Source organism: Ignavibacteriota bacterium (assembly GCA_016707525.1).
Lineage (GTDB): Bacteria > Bacteroidota > Ignavibacteria > UBA10030 > UBA6906 > JAGDMK01.
Genome location: JADJHP010000001.1, coordinates 598,879 through 624,931, shown reverse-complemented (window position 1 = coordinate 624,931; position 26,053 = coordinate 598,879). Strand labels below are relative to the sequence as shown.

28 protein-coding genes and 1 other RNA gene are annotated in these 26,053 nt (G+C 61.0%); 8 read left to right on the top strand and 21 right to left on the bottom strand.

Annotated elements, in window-relative coordinates:
• The first annotated feature begins 14 nt into the window (after positions 1–14).
• The 4 genes from IPI01_02695 to IPI01_02680 all read left to right on the top strand — a co-directional run bounded on the left by IPI01_02695 (position 15) and on the right by IPI01_02680 (position 3,145).
• Positions 15–809 carry a TIGR00730 family Rossman fold protein gene (locus tag IPI01_02695; GenBank protein MBK7256731.1) on the top strand — a complete coding sequence of 265 codons (795 nt, stop codon included), beginning with the start codon at positions 15–17 and terminating at the stop codon, positions 807–809.
• A 108-nt stretch (positions 810–917) separates the two neighbouring features.
• Positions 918–1,295: a transfer-messenger RNA gene (gene ssrA / locus IPI01_02690) on the top strand.
• A gap of 72 nt (positions 1,296–1,367) precedes the next feature.
• Positions 1,368–2,225: a diaminopimelate epimerase gene (locus IPI01_02685; protein ID MBK7256730.1), complete on the top strand. Its 858-nt coding sequence runs from the start codon at positions 1,368–1,370 to the stop codon at positions 2,223–2,225.
• Positions 2,222–3,145 carry a diacylglycerol kinase family lipid kinase gene (locus IPI01_02680; GenBank protein MBK7256729.1) on the top strand — a complete coding sequence of 308 codons (924 nt, stop codon included), beginning with the start codon at positions 2,222–2,224 and terminating at the stop codon, positions 3,143–3,145. The genes IPI01_02685 and IPI01_02680 overlap by 4 nt, the downstream gene beginning before the upstream one ends.
• Positions 3,146–3,192: 47 nt before the next feature.
• Here the strand turns inward: IPI01_02680 and purL are convergent, their stop codons facing one another.
• The 6 genes from purL to IPI01_02650 are packed head-to-tail and all read right to left on the bottom strand — an operon-like array spanning position 3,193 to position 11,609.
• Complete coding sequence (gene purL / locus IPI01_02675) at positions 3,193–5,445, bottom strand: phosphoribosylformylglycinamidine synthase subunit PurL (GenBank protein MBK7256728.1); 2,253 nt, start codon at positions 5,443–5,445, stop codon at positions 3,193–3,195.
• Positions 5,446–5,447: 2 nt separating this feature from the next.
• The gene (locus IPI01_02670) at positions 5,448–6,662 is read right to left on the bottom strand and encodes an outer membrane protein transport protein (protein MBK7256727.1); all 1,215 of its coding nucleotides are present in this window, start codon (positions 6,660–6,662) and stop codon (positions 5,448–5,450) included.
• Positions 6,663–6,715: 53 nt separating this feature from the next.
• Complete coding sequence (locus IPI01_02665) at positions 6,716–7,219, bottom strand: biotin/lipoyl-binding protein (protein ID MBK7256726.1); 504 nt, start codon at positions 7,217–7,219, stop codon at positions 6,716–6,718.
• On the bottom strand, positions 7,216–8,769 hold the full coding sequence (gene accC / locus IPI01_02660) for an acetyl-CoA carboxylase biotin carboxylase subunit (GenBank protein MBK7256725.1): 1,554 nt from the start codon (positions 8,767–8,769) through the stop codon (positions 7,216–7,218). The genes IPI01_02665 and accC overlap by 4 nt, the downstream gene beginning before the upstream one ends.
• A 1-nt stretch (position 8,770) precedes the next feature.
• Entirely contained in the window at positions 8,771–11,146 is a 2,376-nt protein-coding gene (locus IPI01_02655; protein ID MBK7256724.1) for an endonuclease MutS2, read from the bottom strand.
• A 4-nt stretch (positions 11,147–11,150) separates the two neighbouring features.
• Positions 11,151–11,609, bottom strand: a complete 459-nt coding sequence (locus IPI01_02650; protein ID MBK7256723.1) for a GatB/YqeY domain-containing protein — start codon at positions 11,607–11,609, stop codon at positions 11,151–11,153.
• 189 nt (positions 11,610–11,798) lie between these two features.
• Here IPI01_02650 and IPI01_02645 point away from each other — a divergent pair, with 189 nt between their 5' ends.
• From IPI01_02645 to IPI01_02635, 3 genes are read left to right on the top strand one after another with little or no spacing between them, the layout of a single operon-like run.
• Positions 11,799–12,863 carry a PD40 domain-containing protein gene (locus IPI01_02645; protein ID MBK7256722.1) on the top strand — a complete coding sequence of 355 codons (1,065 nt, stop codon included), beginning with the start codon at positions 11,799–11,801 and terminating at the stop codon, positions 12,861–12,863.
• Positions 12,864–12,879: 16 nt separating this feature from the next.
• On the top strand, positions 12,880–14,436 hold the full coding sequence (locus tag IPI01_02640; protein ID MBK7256721.1) for a M28 family peptidase: 1,557 nt from the start codon (positions 12,880–12,882) through the stop codon (positions 14,434–14,436).
• On the top strand, positions 14,433–14,693 hold the full coding sequence (locus tag IPI01_02635; GenBank protein MBK7256720.1) for a PDZ domain-containing protein: 261 nt from the start codon (positions 14,433–14,435) through the stop codon (positions 14,691–14,693). Before IPI01_02640 ends, IPI01_02635 begins: the two co-directional genes overlap by 4 nt.
• Positions 14,694–14,751: 58 nt before the next feature.
• On the opposite strand, the gene IPI01_02630 is transcribed toward IPI01_02635, so the two are convergent.
• Genes IPI01_02630 through IPI01_02590 form a run of 9 tightly spaced genes read right to left on the bottom strand, consistent with a single transcriptional unit; the run spans position 14,752 to position 20,332 of the window.
• Entirely contained in the window at positions 14,752–14,904 is a 153-nt protein-coding gene (locus IPI01_02630; GenBank protein ID MBK7256719.1) for a hypothetical protein, read from the bottom strand.
• A gap of 48 nt (positions 14,905–14,952) precedes the next feature.
• Positions 14,953–15,459: a flavin reductase gene (locus tag IPI01_02625; protein MBK7256718.1), complete on the bottom strand. Its 507-nt coding sequence runs from the start codon at positions 15,457–15,459 to the stop codon at positions 14,953–14,955.
• 8 nt (positions 15,460–15,467) lie between these two features.
• Positions 15,468–15,818: a DUF971 domain-containing protein gene (locus tag IPI01_02620; GenBank protein MBK7256717.1), complete on the bottom strand. Its 351-nt coding sequence runs from the start codon at positions 15,816–15,818 to the stop codon at positions 15,468–15,470.
• A 29-nt stretch (positions 15,819–15,847) separates the two neighbouring features.
• Positions 15,848–16,999 (bottom strand): hypothetical protein, encoded by a 1,152-nt coding sequence (locus IPI01_02615; protein ID MBK7256716.1) that lies wholly within the window; start codon positions 16,997–16,999, stop codon positions 15,848–15,850.
• 42 nt (positions 17,000–17,041) lie between these two features.
• Positions 17,042–17,527, bottom strand: a complete 486-nt coding sequence (locus tag IPI01_02610) for a hemerythrin domain-containing protein (protein MBK7256715.1) — start codon at positions 17,525–17,527, stop codon at positions 17,042–17,044.
• Position 17,528: 1 nt separating this feature from the next.
• Positions 17,529–17,825: a hypothetical protein gene (locus IPI01_02605; GenBank protein MBK7256714.1), complete on the bottom strand. Its 297-nt coding sequence runs from the start codon at positions 17,823–17,825 to the stop codon at positions 17,529–17,531.
• 39 nt (positions 17,826–17,864) lie between these two features.
• Positions 17,865–18,224, bottom strand: coding sequence for a metallopeptidase family protein (locus IPI01_02600; protein MBK7256713.1), 360 nt, complete (start codon positions 18,222–18,224; stop codon positions 17,865–17,867).
• Positions 18,221–18,928 carry a YIP1 family protein gene (locus IPI01_02595; GenBank protein MBK7256712.1) on the bottom strand — a complete coding sequence of 236 codons (708 nt, stop codon included), beginning with the start codon at positions 18,926–18,928 and terminating at the stop codon, positions 18,221–18,223. Before IPI01_02595 ends, IPI01_02600 begins: the two co-directional genes overlap by 4 nt.
• 30 nt (positions 18,929–18,958) lie before the next feature.
• Positions 18,959–20,332 (bottom strand): tryptophanase, encoded by a 1,374-nt coding sequence (locus IPI01_02590; protein ID MBK7256711.1) that lies wholly within the window; start codon positions 20,330–20,332, stop codon positions 18,959–18,961.
• A gap of 113 nt (positions 20,333–20,445) precedes the next feature.
• Between IPI01_02590 and IPI01_02585 the strand changes: the two genes are divergently transcribed.
• Positions 20,446–20,976, top strand: coding sequence for a hypothetical protein (locus IPI01_02585; protein ID MBK7256710.1), 531 nt, complete (start codon positions 20,446–20,448; stop codon positions 20,974–20,976).
• Positions 20,977–21,037: 61 nt separating this feature from the next.
• Here the strand turns inward: IPI01_02585 and IPI01_02580 are convergent, their stop codons facing one another.
• The 6 genes from IPI01_02580 to IPI01_02555 form a co-directional block, all read right to left on the bottom strand.
• Positions 21,038–21,577 carry an adenine phosphoribosyltransferase gene (locus tag IPI01_02580; protein MBK7256709.1) on the bottom strand — a complete coding sequence of 180 codons (540 nt, stop codon included), beginning with the start codon at positions 21,575–21,577 and terminating at the stop codon, positions 21,038–21,040.
• A complete protein-coding gene (locus IPI01_02575) occupies positions 21,571–22,353 on the bottom strand; it encodes an enoyl-CoA hydratase/isomerase family protein (protein MBK7256708.1) in 783 nt (260 codons plus the stop codon). Before IPI01_02575 ends, IPI01_02580 begins: the two co-directional genes overlap by 7 nt.
• Before the next feature lie 131 nt (positions 22,354–22,484).
• Entirely contained in the window at positions 22,485–23,918 is a 1,434-nt protein-coding gene (gene glnA, locus IPI01_02570; GenBank protein MBK7256707.1) for a type I glutamate--ammonia ligase, read from the bottom strand.
• 5 nt (positions 23,919–23,923) lie between these two features.
• Positions 23,924–24,400 (bottom strand): Lrp/AsnC family transcriptional regulator, encoded by a 477-nt coding sequence (locus IPI01_02565; GenBank protein MBK7256706.1) that lies wholly within the window; start codon positions 24,398–24,400, stop codon positions 23,924–23,926.
• 129 nt (positions 24,401–24,529) lie between these two features.
• Positions 24,530–25,216, bottom strand: coding sequence for a ribulose-phosphate 3-epimerase (locus IPI01_02560; protein MBK7256705.1), 687 nt, complete (start codon positions 25,214–25,216; stop codon positions 24,530–24,532).
• Positions 25,217–25,224: 8 nt separating this feature from the next.
• Positions 25,225–26,016, bottom strand: coding sequence for a PASTA domain-containing protein (locus IPI01_02555; GenBank protein ID MBK7256704.1), 792 nt, complete (start codon positions 26,014–26,016; stop codon positions 25,225–25,227).
• Positions 26,017–26,053: the final 37 nt, after the last annotated feature.

The window sequence follows — 26,053 nt, the reverse complement described above, 5'->3', positions numbered from 1 at the left end:
AGTCGTATAAGGATATAGAGTTCCTGAGCAGCCCTGAAGCAAGAACTCTGCGTATCCTTTCTGAATTCCTCGGGCCTCAACGGCGTTTCCGTCTGGAGAAGGTCCGGGATACGATCGTGTTCTTTGGGTCCGCCCGGATCCTGTCGAAGAAGGATGCGCTCAAGGAATACCGGGCTCTTCAGAAAGGCACGGACGCACGGGGCCGGGGGGGGAGCGGCTTGAGTAAGGAGATGCAGGATGCTGCCGTGCGGGTGGATATGTCGAAGTACTACGAGGACACGGTACAGCTGGCGAAGCAGATGACGGAATGGTCGCGTTCGCTGCAGGAGCCCGGCCGTTTCATGATATGCTCCGGCGGCGGGCCGGGGATCATGGAAGCAGCGAACAAAGGGGCACACATGGGCGGCGGCAGGTCGGTCGGCTTGAACATCAGCCTTCCGTTTGAGCAGTTCGCGAATCCGTATGTGACCCCTGACCTGAGCCTGGAGTTCCATTATTTCTTCATGCGAAAATTCTGGTTCGCGTATCTGGCCAAGGCACTTGTCGTCATGCCGGGTGGTTTTGGGACGCTCGACGAGCTGATGGAGATGCTGACGCTCATTCAGACCCAGAAGATCACGAAGAAGATCGCAGTGATCATCTACGGAAGCGAGTACTGGAAGAACGTCCTCGACTTTGATTATTTGATCTCGCGTGGTGTCGTGAGCAAGAAGGACCTCTCGCTGTTCAAGGCATATGATGACGTGGACTCAGCGGCAGCCTACCTGAAAGAATTCCTTACGAGGCATTATGTGAAGGGGAGCAAGTAGCTGAGATCGTTGCCCCTTGGGGCGGTCCGGATGAAGTGCAATCGGGCAGACGCGGGAGGGGATCACCCCTCTTGACTTTGGGGGAGGGATTCAGTACGATATATGCATGGGGATGATCTGGTTTCGACGAGGATGAGGATGGTCCAGATCGCGTGCCGTGCTCTCCGTGGTGCACGTTAAAAAACGCGGAAACAACTAAGTGCAGACTACAACTACGCACTGGCCGCTTAACTAAACATTAGGTGACCCGTTGCCCGGGGTTCTTCCTGCCGGATCCCGACGCAGCGCCGACTTCAGACAGGATAGCGCATTGAGCCCCCTGGTGGCGATGCGCGAACCGTGCCACAAGCGCGGCTAGCCGGGGTGGTCCCGTGAATCGCCTGTCTGTCGGAGATCGCGGGATGAAGCTCAAAAGACTGACTACGCATGTAGTGCTCGGGATGGTCTTCTCCCCGGACGCGGGTTCGACTCCCGCCATCTCCACAAGACGCTCTCACGGTTACCGTGGGAGCGTTTTTGTATACGCACATCACTCCCATGATCCAGAGGCACGGGCCAATGGAACTCGCTTTCACAAAACTCAGCGGTGCAGGGAACGACTTCGTTGCTCTTGATGATCGTGACGGACGGCTTGGCACCATCGACAGGGGCGCCCTTGCGCGCACACTCTGCGACCGGCACCGTGGTATCGGTGCCGACGGGATCCTGATCATCGCGCCAAGCAACATCGCCGATGTGAAGATGCTGTATTATAACGCAGACGGCACAGACGGGGGCATGTGCGGGAACGGAGGACGGTGCGCAGCGGTCCACGCCCGCCACCTCGGCGTTCCCGGCACGGAACTGACGGTCGAAGCGTTGGATTTCGTCTATCGTGCGGAATTCACGGTTCACGGCGTTCGACTGCATATGAAGGATCCCGTGGGGATCGTTCGCGGGATACGGGTGACCGCCGGCGGTACGACGTACACCGTTCATGGGATCAACACCGGTTCGCCGCACATCGTGACGTTCGTCAAGGACCTCACAGCGCCTGACGTTGAAGGTACCGGCCGTGCGCTGCGGGAGCACGAGCGGTTCTCTCCCGCGGGGACGAACGTCAATTTCGTAGAGACGTTGGATACCTCGGCGCTTGCCATGCGGACGTACGAACGGGGCGTGGAGGCGGAAACGCTCGCGTGCGGCACAGGCTCGGTCGCGTCGGCAGTGATCGCGCATCTGGAATATGGACTGCGTCCACCGATCCGCGTGCAGACACACAGCGGTGAATCGCTTCGTGTCGACTTCACGGTCGTCGGAGCGCGCATCACCGATGTGATACTGGAGGGACCAGCAGTTATCGTGTTCTCCGGAAAGACGTTCTACGATCCGGTGAAACATTGTTTGAGGGGTGAAACAGATCTGGACCACAGATGACGACGGAATACACGTTCATCATGAATCCCATGGCCGGGAAAGGTTCCGGCCTCCGTGCAGATGAAGCGCTCGAGGGGTTCCTGAGGCATTCCGGCTTGAGCTACAGGGTCATGTATACCGAAGGTCCGGGCCACGCGACACACCTCGCGCGCAGGTCACGGAGCCGTGTTGTCGTTGCTGTCGGCGGTGACGGCACGATCAACGAGGTTGTGAATGGCCTTGCGGGATCCGAACGCATCATGGGGATCATTCCGACGGGATCGGGGAACGATCTGATCAAGTCGCTGGGGATCCCGCATTCCGTGGAGGAAGCCCTGGCGGTGCTCAAGGCCGGGCACGTGCGAACGATGGACGTTGGCAAGGTACAGACCGGGGTCCTGGAGAACGGGAGCATGCAGTATGCTCCGTGGCGGCTGTTCGGTAATGGTGTCGGGATCGGATTCGACGCTGCGGTCGCGCGGAAGGTCTCGGAGATCACATATCTCCGCGGAACGTTGTTGTATCTGGCCGCGGTGTTTCAGATCGTGGGTCGGTACCGGGCGCCGGAGTTCGCCGTCCGGGTCGATGAGCGGTCGTGGTCGGGACGCGAACTCTTGATGGCCGTCGGCAACGGCCGGTGTGCCGGAGGTGGGTTCTATTTGAACCCCGAGGCTGAGGTTGCTGACGGGCTTCTGGACATCACGGTGGTCGCGGATGTATCTGTGGTCCGGGTCCTGAGCCTGATCCCGGGAGTGATGGGTGGAAAGCCGGTGAAGCGGGACTTCGTAACATATTTGCGGGGCAAGGAGTTGGAAGCCACATCCTCAGACAAATTCAACGTGCATGCAGACGGAGAGATCGTCGGGCGAGAGGTACATGGCGTCCGGGTCGGGATCGAGGCGGGTGTGCTGAAAGTGATCGGTGGCAAGCGGAAGCCGTGATATTGCACCTGCCTGGACGGTCACTCTTTCATATAATGTGTATTATGTTAAGTGGGCTGCTTCATCTTTGAGGCGATGGATCCGTAGTATGCGTGCGCCAGCTCCTCCGCCGGTACGTCAAGTATCCCCTCTATCACCAGCCCATCTCCACCCGTGGTCCCGATCTTCGTACACGTGATGTCGTGCTTCTTCGCACACGCGCACACCGCAGATGTTTCCTCGGGCCTGCAGCTCAACACCACCCGCGATTGGTCCTCTCCAAAGAGCAGCTGATCCACGCGAAGGCCTGCTGCTTCGAGTCGCACCGTAACCCCGACCTTGCTGCTTTCGTCGATGATACAGCCCTCTGCAAGCGCCACCGCAAGCCCACCATCGGCACAATCATGCGCCGACTCGATCAAGCCACCATCCGCAAGCTCGGCAAGGACCTTGTACAGCCGGGCCTCCTCATGAAGATCCAGGGCCGGAGCATCTCCAGCCACTCTGCCATGGATCGCGGCGAGGTACGTTGAACCACCAAGATGCCCGCGCGTGACACCAAGAAGAAGCACGTCACGCCCTGGATGCAGGAATGCGGCGCGTGTCGAACGCCGGATGTCATCGAGAACCCCGAGCATCCCAATAACGGGCGTCGGATAGACGCTCGCCGTGGGGCTCTCGTTATAAAAGCTGACATTCCCGCCCGTCACCGGCGTGTCAAACACCCGGCACGCCTCGCCAATCCCTGCAATGGCCTCCTTGAACTGCCAGTAGACACCCGGTTTGTATGGATTGCCGAAATTCAAGCAGTTCGTGACCGCGACCGGCGTTGCCCCTGTGCACGCCACGTTCCTTGCCGATTCGGCTACGGCGATCTGCGCTCCCCGGCGCGGATTCAAATACACATACCGGCCATTGCAATCTGTCTTTACCGCGAGGCCCTTATGTCCTTCTTTGACATAGACTACAGCCGCATCACCTCCGGTCATTACGACGTTGTTCGTCCGCACCATGCTGTCGTATTGCTCGTACACCCAGCGCTTCGAGGCTATGTCCGGTGCCGCCATCAAGGCCAACAGGACCGCGGCCGGATCCACGGGCTCCGGCACGGACGCAAGATCCAGGGCGTTCACGCTGTCGAGGTAGTCGGGCCTGATCGCCTCACGGATATAGACGGGAGCACCGCCACCGAGGACCAGGGTCTCCGGAGGAAGGTCCGCCACGAGCTTTCCCCGGTACGAGATGTACAACCGGTCCTCATCGATGACCTCCCCGATGATCTCGGCGTGCAGATCCCACTTTTCGAAGATCGCACGGACCTTCGCCTCGTGTCCCCGTTCGACACAGACCAGCATCCGCTCCTGCGATTCCGAAAGCATCAATTCGTACGCGCTCATCCCCGTCTCGCGGGCCGGAACCTTGTCCAGGTCGATCCGCATCCCGCACTTCCCTTTCGCGCTCATCTCGGATGTCGAGCACGTGATCCCCGCGGCCCCCATGTCCTGAATGCCGACGACGAATCCGGACCGGATCGCCTCGAGTGTCGCCTCGAGGAGCAGCTTCTCGGTGAACGGATCACCCACCTGCACGGAGGGCCGCTTCTTCTCCGATGCTTCCGAGATCTCTTCCGAGGCGAACGTCGCCCCGTGAATGCCATCGCGGCCGGTCGAGGATCCCACGATCATCATGGGATTCCCGGCACCCTTGGCCACGGCACTTGCCCAGGCACCATGCTTGACGACGCCGACCGACATCGCATTCACCAGAGGGTTGTCATGATAGCAGGGGTCGAAATACACTTCCCCCGCGACCGTGGGAACGCCGAAGCTATTGCCGTAGTCACCAATCCCACGCACAACACCATCCACCAGATGGCGCGTCCGCGCGCTCTCGAGCGAGCCGAACCGCAGCGAGTTGAGGGCTGCGATCGGCCTCGCACCCATGGTGAAGATGTCGCGCATGATCCCGCCTACACCTGTCGCCGCTCCCTGGTATGGCTCGACCGCCGACGGATGGTTGTGGCTTTCGATCTTGAACGCGACCGCGAGTCCGTCCCCGATATCCACGAGACCGGCATTCTCTTCTCCGGCACCGACAAGCAGACGGCCGCCACTGCGCGGCAGCGTCTTGATCTGCGCGATCGAGTTCTTGTAACTGCAGTGCTCACTCCACATCACACTGTAGATCCCGAGTTCGGTGTACGTCGGAACCCGCCCGAGAATGCTGAGGATCTTCCCGTACTCCTCCTCCGTCAGGCCGTGCTGCTGGGCCGAGGCAAGGGTGGATTCCGGTTCACCGGGGAAATTGACGGGAGTGCTCATGTTCATTTCCAGGAATAGCTGAGTGTGAGGGCGAAGATCGTGCTCGACATCGCATAGGTACCATTGAAATACTTGTCTGTGCCATACAGGACGTGCGAATCGGTGATGGTCCGGTCCGCATACCGCTCCACCTGCAGTCCGAGATCAAGAACGAGTCCGTCCTCGACGGCGTACCCGACCCCGACGCTATAACGAAAACCGCTCGCGTCAGGCAACGAAGGCCGCAATTCAGCATCGGGCACCGGCGAAGGCTCGACGCCAAGGCCACCCCGCAACGTGACGTCCGCGATGGTGAATTCCACGCCTGCGCGGTACGCAAGCACATCCTTCCAGCCAGACTGATCGATCAGCCTGGTGGAGACCGGTGACCCGAGCCGGATGGTCACACCCTTGACCCCGGACCACCGCGTATACTCCACATCTCCTGTGACCAGGAATGCATCCAGGGGGCGGAGCATGAATCCGGCACGGACCCTCTCAGGCAGCGTCAGGGTCGTTGCGAAGCTTGTGCCGCCACCGGAGTTCGAAGACGGCTCCCCTATGTCGCCGGTATACGTCACCGTGCCGTTGATGATCTCCGCGGTCGTCTTGCTCCTGAGCGCCAGACCGAGCGAAAAAGCATCGCCTGGAGAATACATCAGGCCGATGTCGAAACCATAGGCCACATCAGCGCTTCCGGTCATTGACATCGTGGGAAATATACCGGTCTGCGCATCCGGCACATCACCATACCGACGCGAATGGTCCATCCGGACAAAGGTCGCCTGAATGCCTAACGCCGCAGCCAGGTTTTTTCCGATCTTGAACGCGACGCCGGGTGACACCTGCACTCCCCGTATCTCAGAGGAGATGACGATGGGGCTCCCCACCCAACTCTCTCCCCAGTTTGTCTTGATCTGATACGGGATGCTCGCTGAGATGCCGATCCCGAGTCCATTCGCGAACGTGTGCGAGAGGGATACGCTCGGAGGGAACATCGATTGGGGATTCATCTTGCTCGTTGCCGTGGACGGGAGCACGCCGCTGAACTGATACTCTGGCATCGTCACGGTTGCCCCCAGTGCGAGATTCGTCCCACGCATGAAGGACAACGAGGCGGTGTTGGAAAAGACACCCGCTTGATCACCGATGAGCGCGGTCGCTGCCCCACCGAGCCCGAGCGCACGAGCCGTGGGTGCCCCGGACTGGAATCCACCAGCGTTCGCTGAATGCTCCATTCCACCCAAGGCGATCAATACTAAGAGTATAGAATAGGAAAGCTTAGAGATCTTCATTCGAGTATGACCAGTACTTCACCTTTCTCAACAGGGCTCCCAACTCTTGCTGGCACTGAGGCGATCCTGCCCGCACGAGGGGCCCGTATCTCATTCTCCATCTTCATGGCTTCAAGCACGATAAGGCCCTGGCCTGCTGCCACCTCCTGGCCGGCCGTCACCTCGATCCGCATCACAAGCGCCGGCATGGGGGCGGATATCCGCGTTCCATGCTCCGGCCTGGGCGCGGATGCGCCGGCAAGCTTCAAGAGGCGTGACCGCTCCGATTCCATCTGCACCGCCACTTCGGGACCGCGGCCACGCATCCGCAATGCATCGGCGGTCCTTTTCACGTGGAGGGTGTACGAACGGCCTCCCAGGATCACCGACCAGCTTTCCCCATCCACAGGTACAATATCCGCAGTTCGGCCCGTATCTGCAAGGCAGATGCCCTTTTCAGGATCAGCATCGACCGGGATCCTCGCACCGCCAACCTCCACGTCATAGCGGATGGCGTTCATGCGGCACCTCCCCGCAGCGCCCGTATCCGCCCGGCCTTCCATCCTTCCCTGCCTGCGGGCGAGGCGGGAGAAACCACAACTCCGCTGCCAGAGATCTCGCCGCTCCCTGATGCCAGGTCTCCATTCCGCTCCAACCATACCGCAAGGAGTGCCATGGCTTCGGCTTCGCCTTGTTCCGGCCCGGGCTGCTCCTCCGGACGGTACCAGCGCTGGAAGAATCCCGTATCGTACGTCCCAGTCTCAAATGACGGATGAGCGAGGACGAAATTGCATGCCGGGATATTCGTTGTGACACCCTCGACCTCATACTCCGCCAGCGCCCGACGCATGCGCTCGATCGCAGCCCGTCGGTCCTTTGCCCACACGATCAACTTGGCGATCATCGGGTCGTAGTAGACAGAAACCTCACCGCCTTCGTTCACGCCGCGGTCCTCGCGGACGCCCGGACCCGCCGGAGCCCGGAGGCGGGTGATCCTGCCTGTGGAAGGCAGGAAGCCGTTGGCGGGGTCTTCTGCACAAATGCGGCATTCGATGGCATGTCCCGAAAACCGTACATCGTCCTGCGTGATCCCGAGCGGTTCGCCGGAGGCGATCCGGATCTGCTCGCGGACCAGATCCGATCCTGTACGGAGTTCCGTGATCGGATGTTCCACCTGCAGGCGTGTATTCATCTCGAGGAAATAGAACCTGCGGTCCCGATCCACGAGGAACTCGATCGTTCCTGCGCTCACATACCCGCATGCCTGTGCGGCACGGACCGCGGTCTGCCCCATGGTGTGGCGCAGCGCTTCATCGAGGACAACGGACGGGCTCTCTTCCACCACCTTCTGGTGGCGGCGCTGGATGGAGCATTCGCGCTCGCCGAGGTGGATCACGGCACCATGCGCATCGGCGAGTATCTGGAATTCGATATGACGTGGCTGTTCAAGGTAGCGTTCGATGTAGACCCGCGCATCCCCGAAGGCCGACCGGGCTTCCGACTGTGCCTGCTCCAGCGACCCGGCGAGTTCGGCTCCGGTCTGCACCACGCGCATCCCCTTGCCTCCACCGCCGGCGGCGGCTTTGATCAGGACGGGAAACCCCGCCGTCCGGCAGAACGCTTCGGCCTCCTCACGTGACCCCACGGGCCCGTCGGTCCCGGGAACCGTGGGCACACCTGCTTTGGTCATGAGCGCGCGCGCCGCCGTCTTGTCCCCCATCGCGCGGATGGCGCTTGCCGGCGGCCCGATCCAGATGAGTCCGGCATCTTGCACAGCCGCCGCGAACGCAGCGTTCTCGGAGAGAAAACCATAGCCCGGATGCACGGCATCGGTGCCGGACTCGCGGGCCACGGCAAGAAGCACATCCATCCGGAGATAGCTCTCGCGTGCAGGAGGCGGACCCAGCCGGTACGCGGCGTCGGCCATCAGCACGTGCGGACTCATCCGGTCGGCATCGGAATACACCGCGACCGTCCGGATCCCCATCTCGCGACAGGTACGGATGATCCGCACCGCGATCTCTCCGCGGTTCGCGATCAACACCGTTCGTATGGGGCGCTTCGTTGTCATGTCATTGGTCCGCGAGTTCCACCACCGTGGCACCGGTGCCGCCTTCGTTCCACTCACCGAGGCGGTACGAGCGCACCCGCGGGTGGTTCGCCAGGAATTCCGTCACGCGCCGGCGAAGGGCGCCGGTCCCCTTGCCGTGGATCACATCCACGCGGTGCAGCCCGGCAAGGATCGCCGCGTCGATGAACTTGTCGACCAGAGGAAGGGCTTCATCGCCGGTCATCCCGCGCAGGTCCAATTCCCGTTCGACCTCCTCCGGTTTCTCAAGGTAGGACGACGATGGCGTTGGGCGTGTGGCTTTTCGTTTCCGGGTGGCCTCGAGGTCATGAACGGGGACGCGCATCCGCACGATCCCGAACACCACCGTTGCGGTGCGGCCATCCGCGGAGATGGCTTCGATCTCTCCCGCTTCCGTCTTCCCGCTCAGGATCACCGTCATGCCGGCCTTCAACGGGCCTTCGGGCGAGGGATCCGCAACGGGTTCCGGATCGGGAAGGTGTGCTATCTCCTCGATCGCGGCCCGCACGGCAGAGACCTGTGATCGTGCTTCGCGCACCACCTCGCGCGATGCATGCTGTTCGCGGATCGCCTTCACCGCCTGTTCGATCGTCGCATTCGCACGCTCCACGATGGCACGCGCGTCTTCGGCGGCCTTGCGTTTCAGTTCGCGCGATTCCTTCGTGAGTGCGGCGAGTTTTGTCGTGTGCTCGGTGACGAGTGCTTCAGCACGCGCACGTTCACTCTTGAGGCGTTCCGAGGTCTCACGGTGTTCCTGGGCCGAGGCCTCCAGTTCCTGGAGCAGCGTATCGAGGCGCATATGATCGCCCCCGAGCAGGATACGGGACCGCTCCATGAGATCCGTCGGGAAGCCGAGCCGGTCGGCCATCTCCAGGGCATAACTGCTTCCGGGCACGCCCGGCCGGAAGCGGTATGTTGGCGCGAGCGTCTTCTGGTCGAATTCCATCGCGCCGTTCTCGATCCCCGGCGTTTCATGTGCGAACATCTTCAGTGCGCCGTGGTGCGTTGTCGCGATCGTGAGGGCTCTGATGTGCGTCAGACGCTCGAGCACTGCCGCGGCGAGTGCGCCGCCTTCCGCGGGATCCGTGCCTGTGCCGATCTCATCGATCAGCACGAGGCTGCGGGAAGTTGCGCCGCGTACGATGGTCTTGAGATTCGTGAGATGCGAGCTGAACGTGCTGAGATCGCTCTCGATCGATTGCTCGTCTCCGATATCCACGAACATATTCGCAAAGACCGGCATCACGGCATCTTCCCGTGCCGGGATATGCATCCCGCTTTGCGTCATGAGCGCGAAGACGCCGAGGCATTTGAGCGCAACGCTCTTGCCGCCCGCATTGGGACCGCTGATGAGGAGCGTCGTGTACGACCCTCCCAGGTCGAGGTCCAGCGGGATGGTCCCCTGCCGGCCATGATTCGCGATCAGCAGCGGGTGGCGCGCGTCACGGAGGTGCACGACACCGGCATCATCTACGCGTGGCTCAACGCCAAGGACCTCGATGGAATACTTCGCTTTCGCCTGCAAGACGTCCACGGTGGCCAGGACCTCGACCATGCGGAGGAGAGCCGGCTTCTGCGCGCCGACGGCCACGGTGAGTTCGCGCAGGATGCGCTCGATCTCGCGCTGCTCCTGGAATTGAAGGCTCCTGATCTCGTTGTTCAGCTCCAGCGTTTCCGTCGGCTCGATGAACACCGTTGCGCCGCTGGAAGAGGCGCTATGGATGAATCCCGGAACGCGTTTCTTGTGCTCCACCTTCACGGGGATCACCATCCGCCCTTCACGGGTGGTGATGATCTCATCCTGGCTGAAGCCGAGATCAGAGACGCCGCGCAGGACCGACTCCAGCCGTTTGCGGAGGTCGTCGTACCGGTCCGCGATCGCGCGCCGGATGGATTGCAGCTCGCGTGAGGCCGTGGCGCGTACGGCTCCGGTCTCATCGATGGCCTGGTCGATGTTGAATTCGAGAACCTTGTCGAACGGCAAGGCCTCCACGAGTTCCCAAACGGCCGGATGGGCGTCGCGCCGCTTGTGCACCGAGGAGCGGAGGATACGCGAGGCGCGGAGGGTGCTGCCCACCTGTGACAGCTCGCGGGGGGTGAGAATGCTCCCCTCGACGCCGGCTTTCTGCACAGCCGGACGGATATGCTGCATCCCTTCGAGGGGGAGCGAATCTTCAACCTCCAGGAGACGCTTGAGTGCAGTGACGCGCCCCAGTTCGGCCCTGACCGCATCAGCATCTCCGAGAGGAGGCGTGTTCTCGATCAAGTCCCTGGCTGCATCGGACACGGCATAGCGCGCGACACGCTGCCGCACCCTGACGAATTCCAGTTTCTCAATGGCGATGTCGAAGGGACCCATCCGCTCAGGCTCCAGCGAGGAGCTCCTTCACGATGTCCTGGATCAGTTTGCCGTCGGCCTTCCCTTTCAACTGCTTCATCGTCAGGGGCATCACCTTGCCGAAGTCGGCGGCGGACTTCGCTCCGGTCTGCGCGATCACGTCGCGGACGATGGCTTCGATCTCCGGACGGCCGAGCTGTTTCGGGAGATACTCCTGGATGATCGCGAGTTCTTCCGTTTCCTCCGCGACAAGGTCCTGCCTCCCGCCCTGGGCGAACATCTCGATCGATTCTTTCCGGCGCTTGGCAGCGCTCATGACCACGCCGAGCTCATCCTCAGGGGACATCTGCGTGGGACCACCACGCATCGAGATCTCTTTTTCCAGCATGGCCGCCTTGATCGAGCGTAGCGTTTCGAGGCGGCGGGTTTGACCGCTTTTCATGGCGGTTTTCATATCTTCAGCGATCTTTTCTCTCAGGGACATAGTTTCCTCGTCGTGCGGTCGTCATGGGAATATTAAATATATCCACACCGGCTCCGAATGTCAATAACCTTGCAACTCACCCCCTGTGAGAGTATATTGAGTCATTCACGTGACCATCCACAACGTTCATTGACGCCCATGCCTGTACTGCCGCTTCGCTCCGGGACGCGCACAGCTGTCCGGCACCTGATGATGCTGGCCTCGCTCACCCTCTGTTCGCTCCACGTGCCGGTCGCCACCGCGCAATCACCTGCACTGCTTCCCGGCGAGACCCACCTGGCCAACATCCGTCAGCTCACCTTTGGCGGCGAGAACGCTGAAGGCTACTTCTCTTTTGACGAGACCAGGCTGATCTTTCAAGCGACGCACGCTCCCCGCACATGCGATGCTCAGTACGTCATGAACCTCGCCGATGCTTCCTTCTCGATGGTCAGCACCGGAACCGGCAGGACGACCTGCGGCTATTTCCTCCCCGGGGACACGACCATTCTGTTTGCTTCGACCCATGCCGCAAGCGCGGATTGTCCGCCGGTGCCGGACCACTCCCAGGGATATGTCTGGGCGATCTATCCGTCCTACGACATCTACACCGCGCGTCTCGATGGCAGCGGCATCACGCCTCTTGCGGCGGCTCCCGGGTACGACGCTGAAGCAACGGTATCTCCCCGCGGAGACCGGATCGTCTTCACTTCCACGCGTGACGGAGACCTCGATCTGTATTCGATGAAGACCGATGGAAGCGATATCCGCAGGTTGACGAACGAATTGGGGTATGACGGCGGGGCATTCTACTCGTGGGATGGGGCAACGATCGTGTACCGCGCGTGGCACCAGGCGGACAGCGCATCCGCGGCGACGTACAAGGGGTTACTGGCATCGGATCTTGTGAAGCCTTCCAGGATGGAGTTGTTCGTCATGAACGCCGACGGTTCGGGGCGCCGCCAGATCACCAACAACGGTGCGGCGAATTTTGCACCGTTCTTCCACCCGGACAATAAGCACATCATCTTTGCCTCCAACCTTTCGGATACACGTGGAAGAAACTTTGATCTGTATATGATAGGTGTTGATGGACAAGGACTTACCCGCATCACCTTCAACGAGACGTTTGATGGTTTCCCGATGTTCACCCGCGATGGGAAGAAGCTGGTGTTCGCGTCCAACCGTGGCGCGAAGGTGCGGGGTGAGACGAATCTTTTCATCGCCGACTGGGTCACAGATTCGGTTACGCACAAGAAGCACGACCACCACTGACAACCAAGGATACCTTGTGAAGAACACCCTGCTGATATTGCTGCTGTGCGCGGCTACCCTGCCCGTGGCAGCGCAGACCAACCCGGCAGCCATCACTGCGGCAGAACTCCGGGAGCATGTCCGGTATCTGGCCTCGGACGAGCTGGCCGGGCGCGGGTCCGGGACGAAGGGCAACGATGAAGCAGCCATCTACATCGCGGCCAAGCTCAAGGTCGCTGGTTTGAAGCCGGCCGGCATCAACAACACCTATTTCCAGCCGTTCGAATTCGTGTCCGCGGTGAAACTTGGCGACAAGAATACCGCTGAACTCGAAGGGCCTGCGGGCGATCGCTCGTTGAAGGTGGACGTGGACTTCCGGCCCTTCGGATTCTCCGGGTCGGCCGCGGTGGAGGGCCCCCTGGTGTTCGTCGGATACGGCGTCGCCGCTCCCGAGAAACAGTATGACGATTTTGCGGGGATCGATGTGAAGGGAAAGGTCGTGGTCATGTTCCGCTACGGGCCGGACGGAGCCTCGCCGCGGAGCGAGTTCCAGCGTCACACAGGATTACGGAACAAGGCGCGTGTTGCGCGCGATAAAGGTGCGGTGGCCATGATCCTGATCAATGGCCCCGCGGACGAGGGCGAGGATGGGCTCTACAAGCTGGCGCTCGACCAGGGCGCAGGATCATCCGGGATCGTTGCCGTTTCGATGAAGCGCGACCTCCTCGAGCCGTACTTTCGCGCGGCAGGCTGGCCCCTGAAGGTCCTGCAGGACACCATGCGCGCACAGCTGCAGCCAAAAAGCTTCGAGTTGAAGGACTGCAGCGCTTCGTTCGATATCAGCGTGAACCGTGTGAGCAGCCAGACGTCGAACATCGTCGCGTATATCGAAGGCAACGATCCGCTCCTGAAGGATGAGGTCATCGTGCTGGGCGCCCACATGGATCACCTGGGCATGGGCGGGCCCGGGTCGGGTTCCATGGTTCCGGACACCCTGGCGATCCATAACGGGGCCGACGACAACGCGTCGGGCACCGCTTCCCTGCTCGAACTTGCACAGGCGATCGGGTCGCAAGCAGCCACCGTGCGCCGCTCGTATGTGTTCGCCTTCTTCTCGGGCGAAGAGCTCGGGACCCTCGGCTCGCAGGCGTATGTCTCGATGCCGTTCTTCCCGCTCGCACAGACGATCGCCATGCTGAACATGGATATGGTCGGTCGGCTGCAGAACAAGGCGCTGTCGATCGGGGGGACGGGAACCTCGACCATTTGGCCTGGCTTGATCACCCGCCATAGCGCCGACACTACGTTCTCGATCACGATGAACCCTGACGGGTTCGGCCCCAGTGACCATGCGAGCTTTTACGGCAAGGATGTTCCGGTGCTGTTCTTCTTCACCGGCACCCATGACGATTATCATAAGCCTTCGGATGATGCCGAAAAGATCAATTTTGCCGGCCACGAGAAGATCACGAAGCTTGTGAACGCGATCGTGAGCGATCTCGATACGATGTCGGCCCGCCCCCCTTTGTGCGTGTCCAGATCGCGGCAGCAGGCCGTGGCAGTGGAAGTGGCGACAGCCGGAGCTTCACCGTGACGCTCGGTATCGTGCCCGATGTGGGAGAGAGCAGCACGGGCATGAAGGTGAGCGGTGTGCGTCCGAACGGCGCGGGTGAGAAAGCCGGACTGAAAGCGGGAGATATCCTGATCGCGATGGGCGGCAAGAAGATCATGAACATCTACGATTACATGGGGATGCTGGGCGAACTGAAGGCGGGAGACGAAGTGATGTTGGAAGTGAACCGTGACGGCAAGGTGGTCCAGCTCAAGGCCGTGATGCAAAAACGCAACTGAGGTCCAACGGAAGTTCACCATAGGGCGGCTCGAAAGGCCGCCCTATGGTGTTCTGTGCCTACCCCTTCTTCACCCCGGCGTACGACTCTTTCGCCCCGCGGATGAACTCATGGACCAGCCGCACGCGGGCATCCTCGCTTCGTGCCGCAAGGAGTTCCGCACGCAGCGACCGCAGTTCTTCACGCAGTGAAGCCCGCTCTGTATCGCTCAATGATCCTACAAATCCCTCGAGGCATCGTATGCGGCCATGACCGTCCTGTCAGTCCTGTGATGGTGTCGGAGGCGCCTCGGCCCCCGGTTTCGTATAACGCCAGCCCGTGTCGCTCAGATGGAGCGGATTCCCCTCGATCCACCGCTCCTCGCCGAGCACCGTTCCGGTGACGAGCGTGTGGTCCCCTGTCGGGGTAAGCGCGCTGACCGTGCACCGCAGTGCTCCGAGGGCTCCGTGGGGTGCCCCATACCAGGAACTATCGGTCCGGAACAACTCTGCGAATGCCGGGGGAAGCGGCATAGCTCCAGCCTTCATGATGCGTTTGGCTATATCCTTCCCCCCCTCGCGCGGGAGCATCGCCAGCGTGAACGATCCATTGTTCCGCACCTGGCCGAGGAACTCGCTCCCCGTCTCCAGGGACATTCCAATAAGCTGCGGAGAAAATGAAAGTTGGGTCACCCAGGTGACAACGATCGAAGAGACGTGGCCGGCACCACCCGTTGAACAGATCCAGAGGGCATACGGGATAACCTCTATCGGACTTGAGCGTTCCATCCGTTGACTCACTGTGATCCTTCTCCTTGTGTCTCCCCCCGCGCGCTGACGCATTCCTCGCAGCAGCAGAGAGAACGGAGATGTTCCCATGTGTAGAGCCCCTGTTCATGCCCATCTTCCCAGATCAATTTGAGGGCATAACTGCCAACTGTCTCTGCCGCTTTCAAGTTGTATTTGCCCGGATGGGGGTTCGATTCCGGGACGGGCGCATAGTGATGAAGCAGGACAGTCTCGCCCTGGCACCCCGCACACGGACAGGCATCCCGCAGGAGCATAAGGGGCGACGGACCGATGTGGCCATCGTCCCATTGAAGCTGGAGAGTACTTGAGTCGAGACGTGTTAACTTCTTTAATTTCATGTTACTGCAGCGTCCATTGAATCATCGTTCTAGAGCTTACCGACCATGAGCCGTCCATCACGGATGATGGTCTCTTCTGATCCATCAGGGTAGATGAAATTCACATATCTCACCTGAATGGAAGGCTGCACCTCGGGGACATAGACCCAATCGATATGCACGACCTTGTCCGGCGCCGAGAACTGTGCCGGTCCCGTCTGGCCCCCGAAATGTTCGCTGCGCCCAAAGGCAATATGGAGCCCCAGTTTCTCGTCGAGGAGCGTGCTCCCAACGGGTTTCACGCCCCACTCGCTCAGGACCCCCACACCGAGTTCCGCGATATTCCCATAGGCGGGCTCCCCTGCCAGGAGTCGCGCCTGCTTCTCGGCAGCCGGTCCTTCGCTCAGGACCTCAACCGCCTTGTTCTCCTTGATCCGGAAGCGGACCACTTCGCTTCCGAATTGGACAGGAAGGACACCTGTGGTCTGGCTGCGCTCGCCCGGCTCCTCGCCTTCGTAAGGCACGATGTATGCCTCCCCGGAGGGGAGATTTGCGACACTGCCGGGCTGGCGGATCAGCCCGCCGCTCGCATGGCCATTGCGGAACCGCAGGTCGATGTGGAGCGGGAAGAGCGCGTCGTCACCCACGCCAAGCATAACATTCGCGCCGCTCGCCCGGTTCATTCGTTCCTGGATCTGGAGCACCCGGCGGTTCACGCTCTCATAGTTCAAACCCAGTGCAGGGATCATCGCGCGGGAGAAGCCGGGCATCGTAGCGCCACGGAAACCGAGACGCCGCGCCAGCACCTTCAGGGGGGCGGTGGAGGAGAGTTCTGTCGGCGCGAGAACGATACTGGAGTCATTCAGTACTTCTTCGAGGGTCGTGTCGAGGCCCGAGGCGATGGTCCCGTGGCGGTTCACCTGTTCGACAAGGAGAATCTCCTGCGGGAGGTCGCCGTTGTTCGTCCCGACATTCGGATACGCGCAGAAGGTCAACTTCTCGAACGGCATCGCATCCCAGCTATCCTGGAGCGTCAGGTACCACTCCGTGGCGATCCTGCGGCGGTCCATCCATGCGGAGCTGTCGTGCAGGCGGTCGCCCGGGAGATCCACCATGAATGTGAGCCCACGTTCCCGCGGGCCGCATTGGAATACCGCGTCAAGCAGTGCAATGAACTGGGAGGAGGAGAGGTTCCGGCTCATAGATGGTCCCGGGGTGGAATGTGGGTAGTTGCGGACTGCGGCTCACACCAGCCGGCGCGCTATCTCGCGTAGCGCATCCCGCGTCAGGAACTTCTGGACGAGCGGGAACAATATGTTATTTTCTTTGTGGATGTGGTTGACGAACTTCTGTATCACGGTCTGGGCATGCGTCCGGACGGCCTTGAGCGTTGCCGCGCGGGGACGTCCGGCGCCGAGCTTCTTCACTGCGCCCCTGAGCTTCTTCAATTCGCGCTTGAGGGCGCGATGCTCTTCCCGCATCACATCCGTCGGTCCTTCCACGTAGCGCTCCAGCACCGGAAAGAGCGCCTCTTCTTCATGTCTGTTATGCACGTCGACCTCATCCGCCAGAAAGCCGACCGCGTCGCGGACGCGAACGGCCGTCTCCTTCGAGTAGCCATGCTCCACGAGAGCGCGTGTCGCCCGGTTCAGCGAAGAGAGGTGCATCAGCGTCACATCGTGCTCTTGCATGAACCGCGCGATGGGGTCGACCGGGCGGCGCACGACCATGTCAGAACTTCTCGATGTACGTCGTATACTTCATCCCGCCCTTGTCCACCAGCGTTCCGACCTGCGAGATGAGCGCTTCCATCTCCGGCGTCATGCTATCCTCCAGCGCTTCATACTCCGCCTCGGTAGCGGTGACGAACATTTCCAGGAACTGATTCTTCTTTCCTTCGACCTCAAAGATGGTGTAGTCCTTGCCTGCCGCGGTGAGCAAAGACTTCAGTTGTGCGATGTGCTTCTCATATGCAGCCCGCGCTTCCGGCTTCACTGCATACGTGATCGTGGTAATGACCTTCGACATAGGTTCCTTTCTCTTTGCGTAGACATGCGCCGGGGCGCATCAATAACCGGCCCGTCGGATCTCCGCTTCCGACATGCCGAAGTAATGGCCGATCTCGTGGATGAGGGTCTCGCGGATGTGTTGCCGCAGGTCACCCTCCTGTGCCGCCAGATCTTCCAGGTTCAGCTGATACAGCGTGATCGTATCCGGCATCACCGGATACATACCGTACTCGGCACCCCGCTGTGTCAGCGGAATGCCGTGGTACTCTCCCAGCAACAGCCCCCTCTTCCTCCGCGATGCAGGCGGGAGGTCCTCCACGACGATCCGGATGTTCTCCATCGTTTCCCGGAACACCAGCGGAAGGTTGCTGTACTCCTCCTCCACCACACGTTCGAACGCTGCCTCTCCATCATTCACCGGAGCGGAATGAGAAAGAGTGCGCCCACCGCCGCAAGGCAGGCGGCCGTCAGCACGACGGCAACACCGGGACTGCACCCCGCCATCACGCGGATGCCGGTCCACACAAGCACCACCGACCAGAGCGCCGCGATCCCATCGAGCCCGATGAGGACGACATACGCCAGGGGATTGAGCACGATCGGCGGCGGGTTCGTGTCGAAGAGATAGATCCCGAACACCGCGATCTCGATCGGAAAGATGATGATGAGCGACAGCACCACCGGTACGACGGCGTATGCGAGCATGGCGAAGGCATTGCGGGGTGTGACCTTTCGACCACCGAGTGGCGTGACGACCGAAAGGAATCTCGACAAGACCAGGAACACCACCGCTCCGAGCACCGGGCCGGCAAGGATCCCGAGGCCCAGGATCGTCGCCAACTGCGGCTCGCGAACGCCGTAGTTCGCATTCCAGAGCAGCGCGTACACAAGCGCAACGCCGAACAGGACGGTAAGGGGCACGATGTAGTTCTTCGACCCTGCAAGCGCGATCCGGCGGAACGTGGCCGATGGGGACTCCATCAGGCCCCAGATCGTCTGGAACAGGTCAAGCGTATCGACCTTTGCCTGGATGTATCCTTTGCAGGACGAACAGACCACTGCAAGGTCGTCGTTCTCCGTACCACAGACGGGACATGCCCGCGTCAAGCCGCGTGCTTTCATATATCATATATGATACGGTTTTTCAGCACTTTATACAACTTTCTTGAACTTTGCGGTGAAGTGCCGGAGCATAGGTGGTTCCTCCACGATCCTGACCCCCCGCAAAGCCTCCCTGTTCTGGAATACCTCGATCACGGCTTCGATCACGTAGTCAATGTGGCTCTGGGTATAGACCCTCCGGGGGATGGCCAGGCGAACCAACTCCATCCGCGCCGGGATAAGGTGCCCCGCGGGGTCGTATTTCCCGAACATCACGCTTCCGATCTCCACAGAGCGGATCCCGGCCGCCAGATAGAGTTCGATCGACAGCGCCTGCCCGGGATACTCGGAAACCGGAATGTGCGGGAGGAATTTCTTCGCATTGAGATAGATCGCATGCCCCCCCGGGGGGCGGAGAATGGGAACCCCGGCGGCCACCAACCGGTCTCCGAGATAGGCCACGGAGCGGATCCGGTACTGTAAATAGTGCTCATCCAGGATCTCATCCAGCCCCTGGGCGATGGCTTCAAGGTCCCGCCCTGCCAAACCCCCGTACGTCGGAAACCCTTCCGTCACGATCAGCAAATTCCTGGCAGCGGCGGCCATGGCGTCGTCGTTGAGCGCCAGGAATCCACCCATGTTGACGAGCGCATCCTTCTTCGCACTCATCGTGACCCCATCCGCGTATGAGAACATCTCCCGGGCGATACTTGCCACGCTCGTGTCCGCGTAGCCGGGCTCGCGCAACTTGATGAAGTACGCATTCTCTGCGAACCGGCAGGCATCAAGGAACAGGGGGATGCCGTTGCGCGTACACACTTCACGGACGGCGCGGATGTTCGCCATCGAGACAGGCTGCCCCCCGCCGGAGTTGTTGGTGATGGTCAGCATACACAGGGGGATCCGTTCCCTCCCCGTGCGGGTGATGAAGGCATCCAACGCGGCGACATCCATGTTCCCCTTGAAGTCCGCGATGGTGTCCGGGTCCTTCCCCACTTCACACGGCAGGTCGACCGCCTCGGCGCCGGAGAATTCGACGTTCGCCCGTGTGGTATCAAAGTGAGAATTGTTGGGCACGACCTTTCCCGGCCCTCCCGCTATGGAGAAGAGGATCTTCTCGGCGGCGCGTCCCTGATGGGTCGGAATGATATGCCGCATGCCGGTGAGCGAACGCACCTTTTCCTCGAACCGATAGAAGCTGCGCGCCCCCGCATAGGATTCGTCGCCCCGCATCATCCCTGCCCACTGGTCGGCGCTCATTGCCGAGGTCCCGCTGTCCGTGAGGAGATCGATGAGCACATGCTCCGCGCGGATGAGGAACAGATTGTAGGAGCCTTCTGCCAGGATCAACTCCCGCTCTGCGCGCGAGGTGAATGTGATCGGCTCTACCGATTTGATGCGGAATGGTTCAATGATGGTTTTCATGGCTTCCGTCCTGTCGTGCATGGAAGGTACGCCGAATACGCGAAGATAGCAACGCCGCCCGCGCCGGCCCATCCATCTTGACAATGAGCCGTCGCTGCGGTATACTTCCTGTCATGACGACCGACACGCCTTTGACAGGAGAAGAAGCCGGAGCGCAGCTGTACGAATACATCCGGCGTGAAGTGGTGGGTGAGGGAGTGCTCTCTCTGGAGCGGCTCGGCGAAGCCCTGCACACATGTGAGGCGCCGCTGGGGGAACAAAGCGAGGGCGAGGTCATCATCGGGTGCATGTTCGCGGCCGTCCTTGCGATCGAGGAGCTTGTCGCGCCCGGGCAACGGGAGAAACTCCGTTCCGGGCTCGACGGCGAATTCATCCGGCATCTGCGTGAGCAAGGTGCCGACGAAGAACACATCGTCGAATGGCGGACGATACTGGGGGAGCACTTTGTGGATTACTACCGGAGTGTTGAGGGGCATTCCGGCCCTGCGTTGCCGGTCATGCTGGGCAAGGAGTTCCTCTGGAACCTGACAGGCATGGAACACGACGACCCGACACCGATCGAGATCGCCACATCCTATCTCGCCGCAGCACGCGCCCTCTCCCGCCGCGCGGTACGTGACCTTCTCGCCGCCCTTGCTCTCTGACCTGGTGCTTCACGGCCCGCGATGATCCGCGCGGGGCGTTCCCGCCCGATGCCGCCGATGATCACTCTTTGTTGTACCTGATGATCGAAAAGATGTCGAGGGCGCCAAGCTTGTCGCGGCCATTCAGGAATTCAAGTTCGATGAGGAAGGAGACGCCCACGATGACGCCCTCGAGGCGTTCGATCAGCCGGCAGGTTGCCGCAGCCGTGCCGCCCGTGGCCAGAAGGTCATCGTGGACGACCACCCGCTCCCCTTTCTGAAGGGCATCCGTGTGGATCTCAAGGGCATCGACGCCGTACTCGAGCTGATACTCCTCGCGGAAGGTTTTGGCGGGGAGCTTCCCGGGCTTGCGCACGGGCACGAAGCCGGCGTGAAGGCGCGATGCGAGAACGGCCCCGAGGATATACCCGCGGGACTCGACGCAAACGACCTTGTCGATGCGCTGGTCCTGATAGCGCTCCACGAGGATGTCGGCGGCCCGGGCGAACGCATCCTTATCCTTGAGCAACGTTGTGATGTCGCGAAACATGATCCCGGGCTTCGGGAAATCAGGAACGGTCCTGATGGTCCGGGCGAGTTCGCCTGCTGGTCCCTTCACCATTCCGGTTCCTCATCCTTGTTGATCGCCTGTGCACCCTTGCGGCATTCGGTGGTCATCCGCGCTGCAGCATAGACGTTGATCGTGAAATCGATCGTATCCGACCCGTTCATCCCGTTGAGTTTGCTGAGCAGATCCTTCGCCATACTCATGGCAACACTGCTGCTCTTCTCCACGAGCTCTGCGACGAGTGCGGATCCTTTTTTCTCCAGCTGGTCATCCGCGACGGCCGACGTGATGAGTCCCATATCCTGCGCCTCTGTCGCCGACACGGTATGCCCGCGAAGGATCAGCTCACGCGCGCGGCCTTCCCCCACCCGCCGCACAAGATACGGCGCGATGAGTGCCGGCACCATTCCGGTCCGCACCTCGGACACGGCGAACTTCGCACGGTCGCGCGAGGCAACGACGAAATCGCACACCGTGGCAAGTCCGCAACCAGCACCGAGTGCCGGGCCATGGACGAGTGCGCAGACGGGTTTGCGGATCTCGTAGATCGTCCGGAGAAGTGTGGCGAAGCGCAGGGAGTCTGCGCGGTTCTGCTCGAGATCGGCGCCACTCATCCGCTCCTGGTGGGCAGGGTCGATGCCGGCACAGAACGCAGCCCCCGCACCGGCAAGGACAACGACCTTGACGCCGGGGTCGCGCGCGGCAGTAATGAACGCAGCCGTGAGTTCGCCCACGGTTGCATCGTCAAGAGCATTGCGCTCTGAGGGACGGTTGAGCGTGATGCGAGCGACGCGCTCACCGGCGGCATATCGGATCGCGTGGAAGTCCATGCCCGAAAATAGCGAGAATATCGTGCAAAAACAAGGACGGCGCAGGGAGAGAAGGCGAAAAGACACGCGGCACCCGGACCCATCGTCCGGGTGCCGCCGTGTACCCGTGATGCTGATCTGCAGCGTGGCTGCTAGACGTCGTAGTACAGGCCGAACTCGTACGGATGCGGACGGAGGGCCATCGGTTTCACTTCCTTGTCCATCTTGTACGAGATCCATGCCTGGATGGTGTCCTCGGTGAACACATCGCCGCGCAACAGGAACTCATGGTCGCGTTCCAGTGCGTGCAAGGCTTCCTCGAGGGAGCCCGGGGTCGACGGCACGTTCTTCAGCTCCTCCGGCTCCAGATCATAGATGTCCTTGTCCAGCGGCTGTCCCGGATCGATCTTGTTCATGATGCCATCCAGGCCTGCCAGCAGCAGCGCCGAGAACGCAAGGTACGGGTTGCATGCCGGATCGGGGCACCGGAATTCCAGGCGCTTCGCCTTCGGGCTCTTGGAGTACATCGGGATGCGGATCGACGCACTGCGGTTGCGCTGCGAGTACGCGAGGTTCACCGGTGCTTCGAAGCCGGGGACCAGACGCTTGTACGAATTCGTCGTCGGGTTCGTGATCGCGCACAACGCAGGAGCGTGCTTCAACAGGCCGCCGATGTAGTGCATCGCCATCTCGCTCAGGTTGGCGTAGCCATTCCCGTAGAACAGCGGCTTGCCGCCCTTCCACAGGCTCTGATGGACGTGCATGCCGGACCCGTTGTCGCCGAACAGCGGCTTGGGCATGAAGGTGACGGTGTGGCCGTTCTGTGCGGCCGTGTTCTTGATGACGTACTTGAAGAGGAGCATGGCGTCCGCGCTGGCGAGCAACGGAGCGAACTTGAGGTCGATCTCCGACTGCCCTGCGGTTGCCACTTCATGGTGCTGTGCTTCCACGTGAAGGCCGACAGCCATCAGGTTCTTCGTCATCTCATTGCGAAGGTCCTGGAAATGATCCGTCGGTGCCACCGGAAAGTACCCTTCCTTGTAGCGCGGCTTGTATGCCAGATTCGGCATCTCTTCGCGGCCGGAGTTCCAACGGCCTTCGATCGAATCGACGTAATGATACGAGCAGTGTTCGTTCGTATCGAACCGCACATCGTCGAAGATGAAGAACTCGGCCTCGGCACCGAAGAACGCGGTATCCGCAATGCCGGTCGATTTCAGGAACGCTTCCGCCTTCTGGGCGATGTTGCGCGGGCACCGCTCGTACTTTTCCTTCGTCAACGGATCATAGACATCGCAGACGAGGCTGACGGTCTTCTCCTTGATGAAGAGGTCCACGAACGCCGTGGACGGGTCAGGGATGAGAAGCATGTCGCTTTCGTTGATCGCCTTCCAGCCGCGGATCGAGGATCCGTCGAAGCCGAAGCCATCCTCAAAGCTCGATTCCTCGAGCTGCTGGATGGGGACCGACAGATGCTGCCACTGTCCCGGCAGGTCCATGAACTTGAGATCGATCATCGTGGCGCCGCTGTCCTTGATCAGCTTGAAGACATTGCCGACCGCGCCTGACGCGTCTGCTGTTGCCATAGGGCTTATCCTCGTGATGTAGTTGATGGTGAAAGAAAGAACTTGATGCGTGATGTCTCTTTTGCGGTCGAAAGGACGAGCTGGGTGCGTGTATGGACCACGCCGGACCATGCCTGGATCTTCGCCAGGAGTTTCTCGAGCGAGGCGGTATTGCAGGTGCGCACCTTCAGCAGATGTGTGCCGTCGCCGGTGATGGCGTGGCATTCCATGATCTCGTCAAGGCCATGGGCGTGATCCAGGAACCCCGCATAGTGCCGCGAAGAGTCGACGGTCACGACAATGAATGCCGTGATATCGTTCCCCATCCGCTTGTGATCCACCCGGGCGTGATAGCCGGTGATCACGCTGGCCTCCTCCAGCTTTCGGAGGCGCTCGCTCACGGACGGCAGGGAGAGTCCGACAGATTCCGCGAGGTCGTTCCGGCGGGTACGCCCGGCCCGCTGGAGGATGTCCAGAATTTTCAGATCAATGTCATCGAGCATGTTTCGCCCCGTTGCCTTAGTTTCTAAAGATAGGCACAATGAGTACTTAAGAATATAAGGCGTACTGGAGGGAATGTCAAGGGGGATGCCTAAAAAAGTTAGGCGAGAAGTAAGAATGACCTCAGTTGGTCAGGCGAGGACGGCTCCGGCGGGAAGGCGGTCGTGCCCGGCGCTGTCGCGCAGGGCGCGCACGGCCGCGGCCCGGGAGGCGGCGGTGAGTATGTAATTGCCCGCGACAAGAACCGTCGCGCCCGCACTGACCACCGCACGGGAAGTGACGGCGTCGATCCCGCCGTCAACCTGGATCACGGCCTTCGAACCGGCGGCCGTGATCGCCGCTGCGGTCCGCCGGATCCGCTCAACAGACCCGGGGATGAATGACTGTCCGCCGAATCCAGGATTGACGGACATGATCAGGATCAGATCGGCCTCGCACAGGACCTCATCGATCATGGCAAGGGGCGTTGCCGGGTTCACACTCACCCCGGCGCGTGCTCCCGTCTCGCGAATGTGGTGGAGGGTCCGGTGCAGATGCGGACACGCCTCCGCGTGGACCGTGATCGAATCCGCCCCCGCCGTACGATACGCATCGATCCAACGGTCGGGGTCCTCGATCATCAAATGCGCATCCAGGGGGAGCTTTGTCGTCGCACGCACCGACTTCACGACAAGAGGCCCGAACGTCAGGTTCGGCACAAAATGTCCGTCCATGACATCCAGATGTATCCAGTCTGCTCCCGCAGCTTCGAGGGAGCGGATCTCCTCTTCAAGGCGCGCGAAGTTCGCTGTGAGGATCGATGGAGCAATGACAAGCATTCGTGTGGTCAATTCGTCGGTGGTGCGAATTCTTCTGTGGGGCGGCCGGCCTTCACCACGAACAGGTCCACCCCCTGTCCGGGCGCCGGCACTTCCCCGGCCCGCGGGAACTGATCGACAATGGTATTCGGTACAAGGTCGAAACTCGCCTGGTATGATATCGTGCCTACCTTCAGGCGCGCCTCTTCTATCAGCTTGGTCGCCTCGCCAAGGGTCTTGCCGATCACCAGCGGAACATGGAGGTCGCCGGCGCTCCGGCCCTGACTCACCGCGATGCCGACCGACGTCCCTCGCGCGACGCGTGTATCCGGCGCGATCGACTGGGCAATGATCGTGTTCTCCGGAAAGGTGTCTGATGTGTCGTATCCGATCCCGCCGAGTTTCAATCCGAATCGCTCGAGGGCAAAACGGGCATCGCGCAGTGAACGGCCACGGAGCGAAGGCACCACGACCTGAATTTCCCCTCCGCTCAACGTGAGATAGACGCGCCGCCCCTCTTTGACGACAGCATTTCCAAGAGGGTTCTGTTGTACGACGACACCAGGCGGATATGTCGGGTCGGGCCGGGTCTCGGCATCCACGACGCGGAGCCCTGCATTCTCGATCACCATCAGCGCAGAATCCTTGGACATCCCGACGACGGATGGGACGGAAATGCGTCCGGCATGATTGACATACAGGGGTAACACGATGTAATTCACCAGGATGAAAACGGCAAAGAGGATCCCCACGCCGGTCAGAAAGTTCTTCCGTGCCGGGGTGCGGAACCACTGGGCGAGCGATGCGATGGTCGGTGTCATGGTTGTATCAGAATATAATGAACCGTCGGCAGACCTA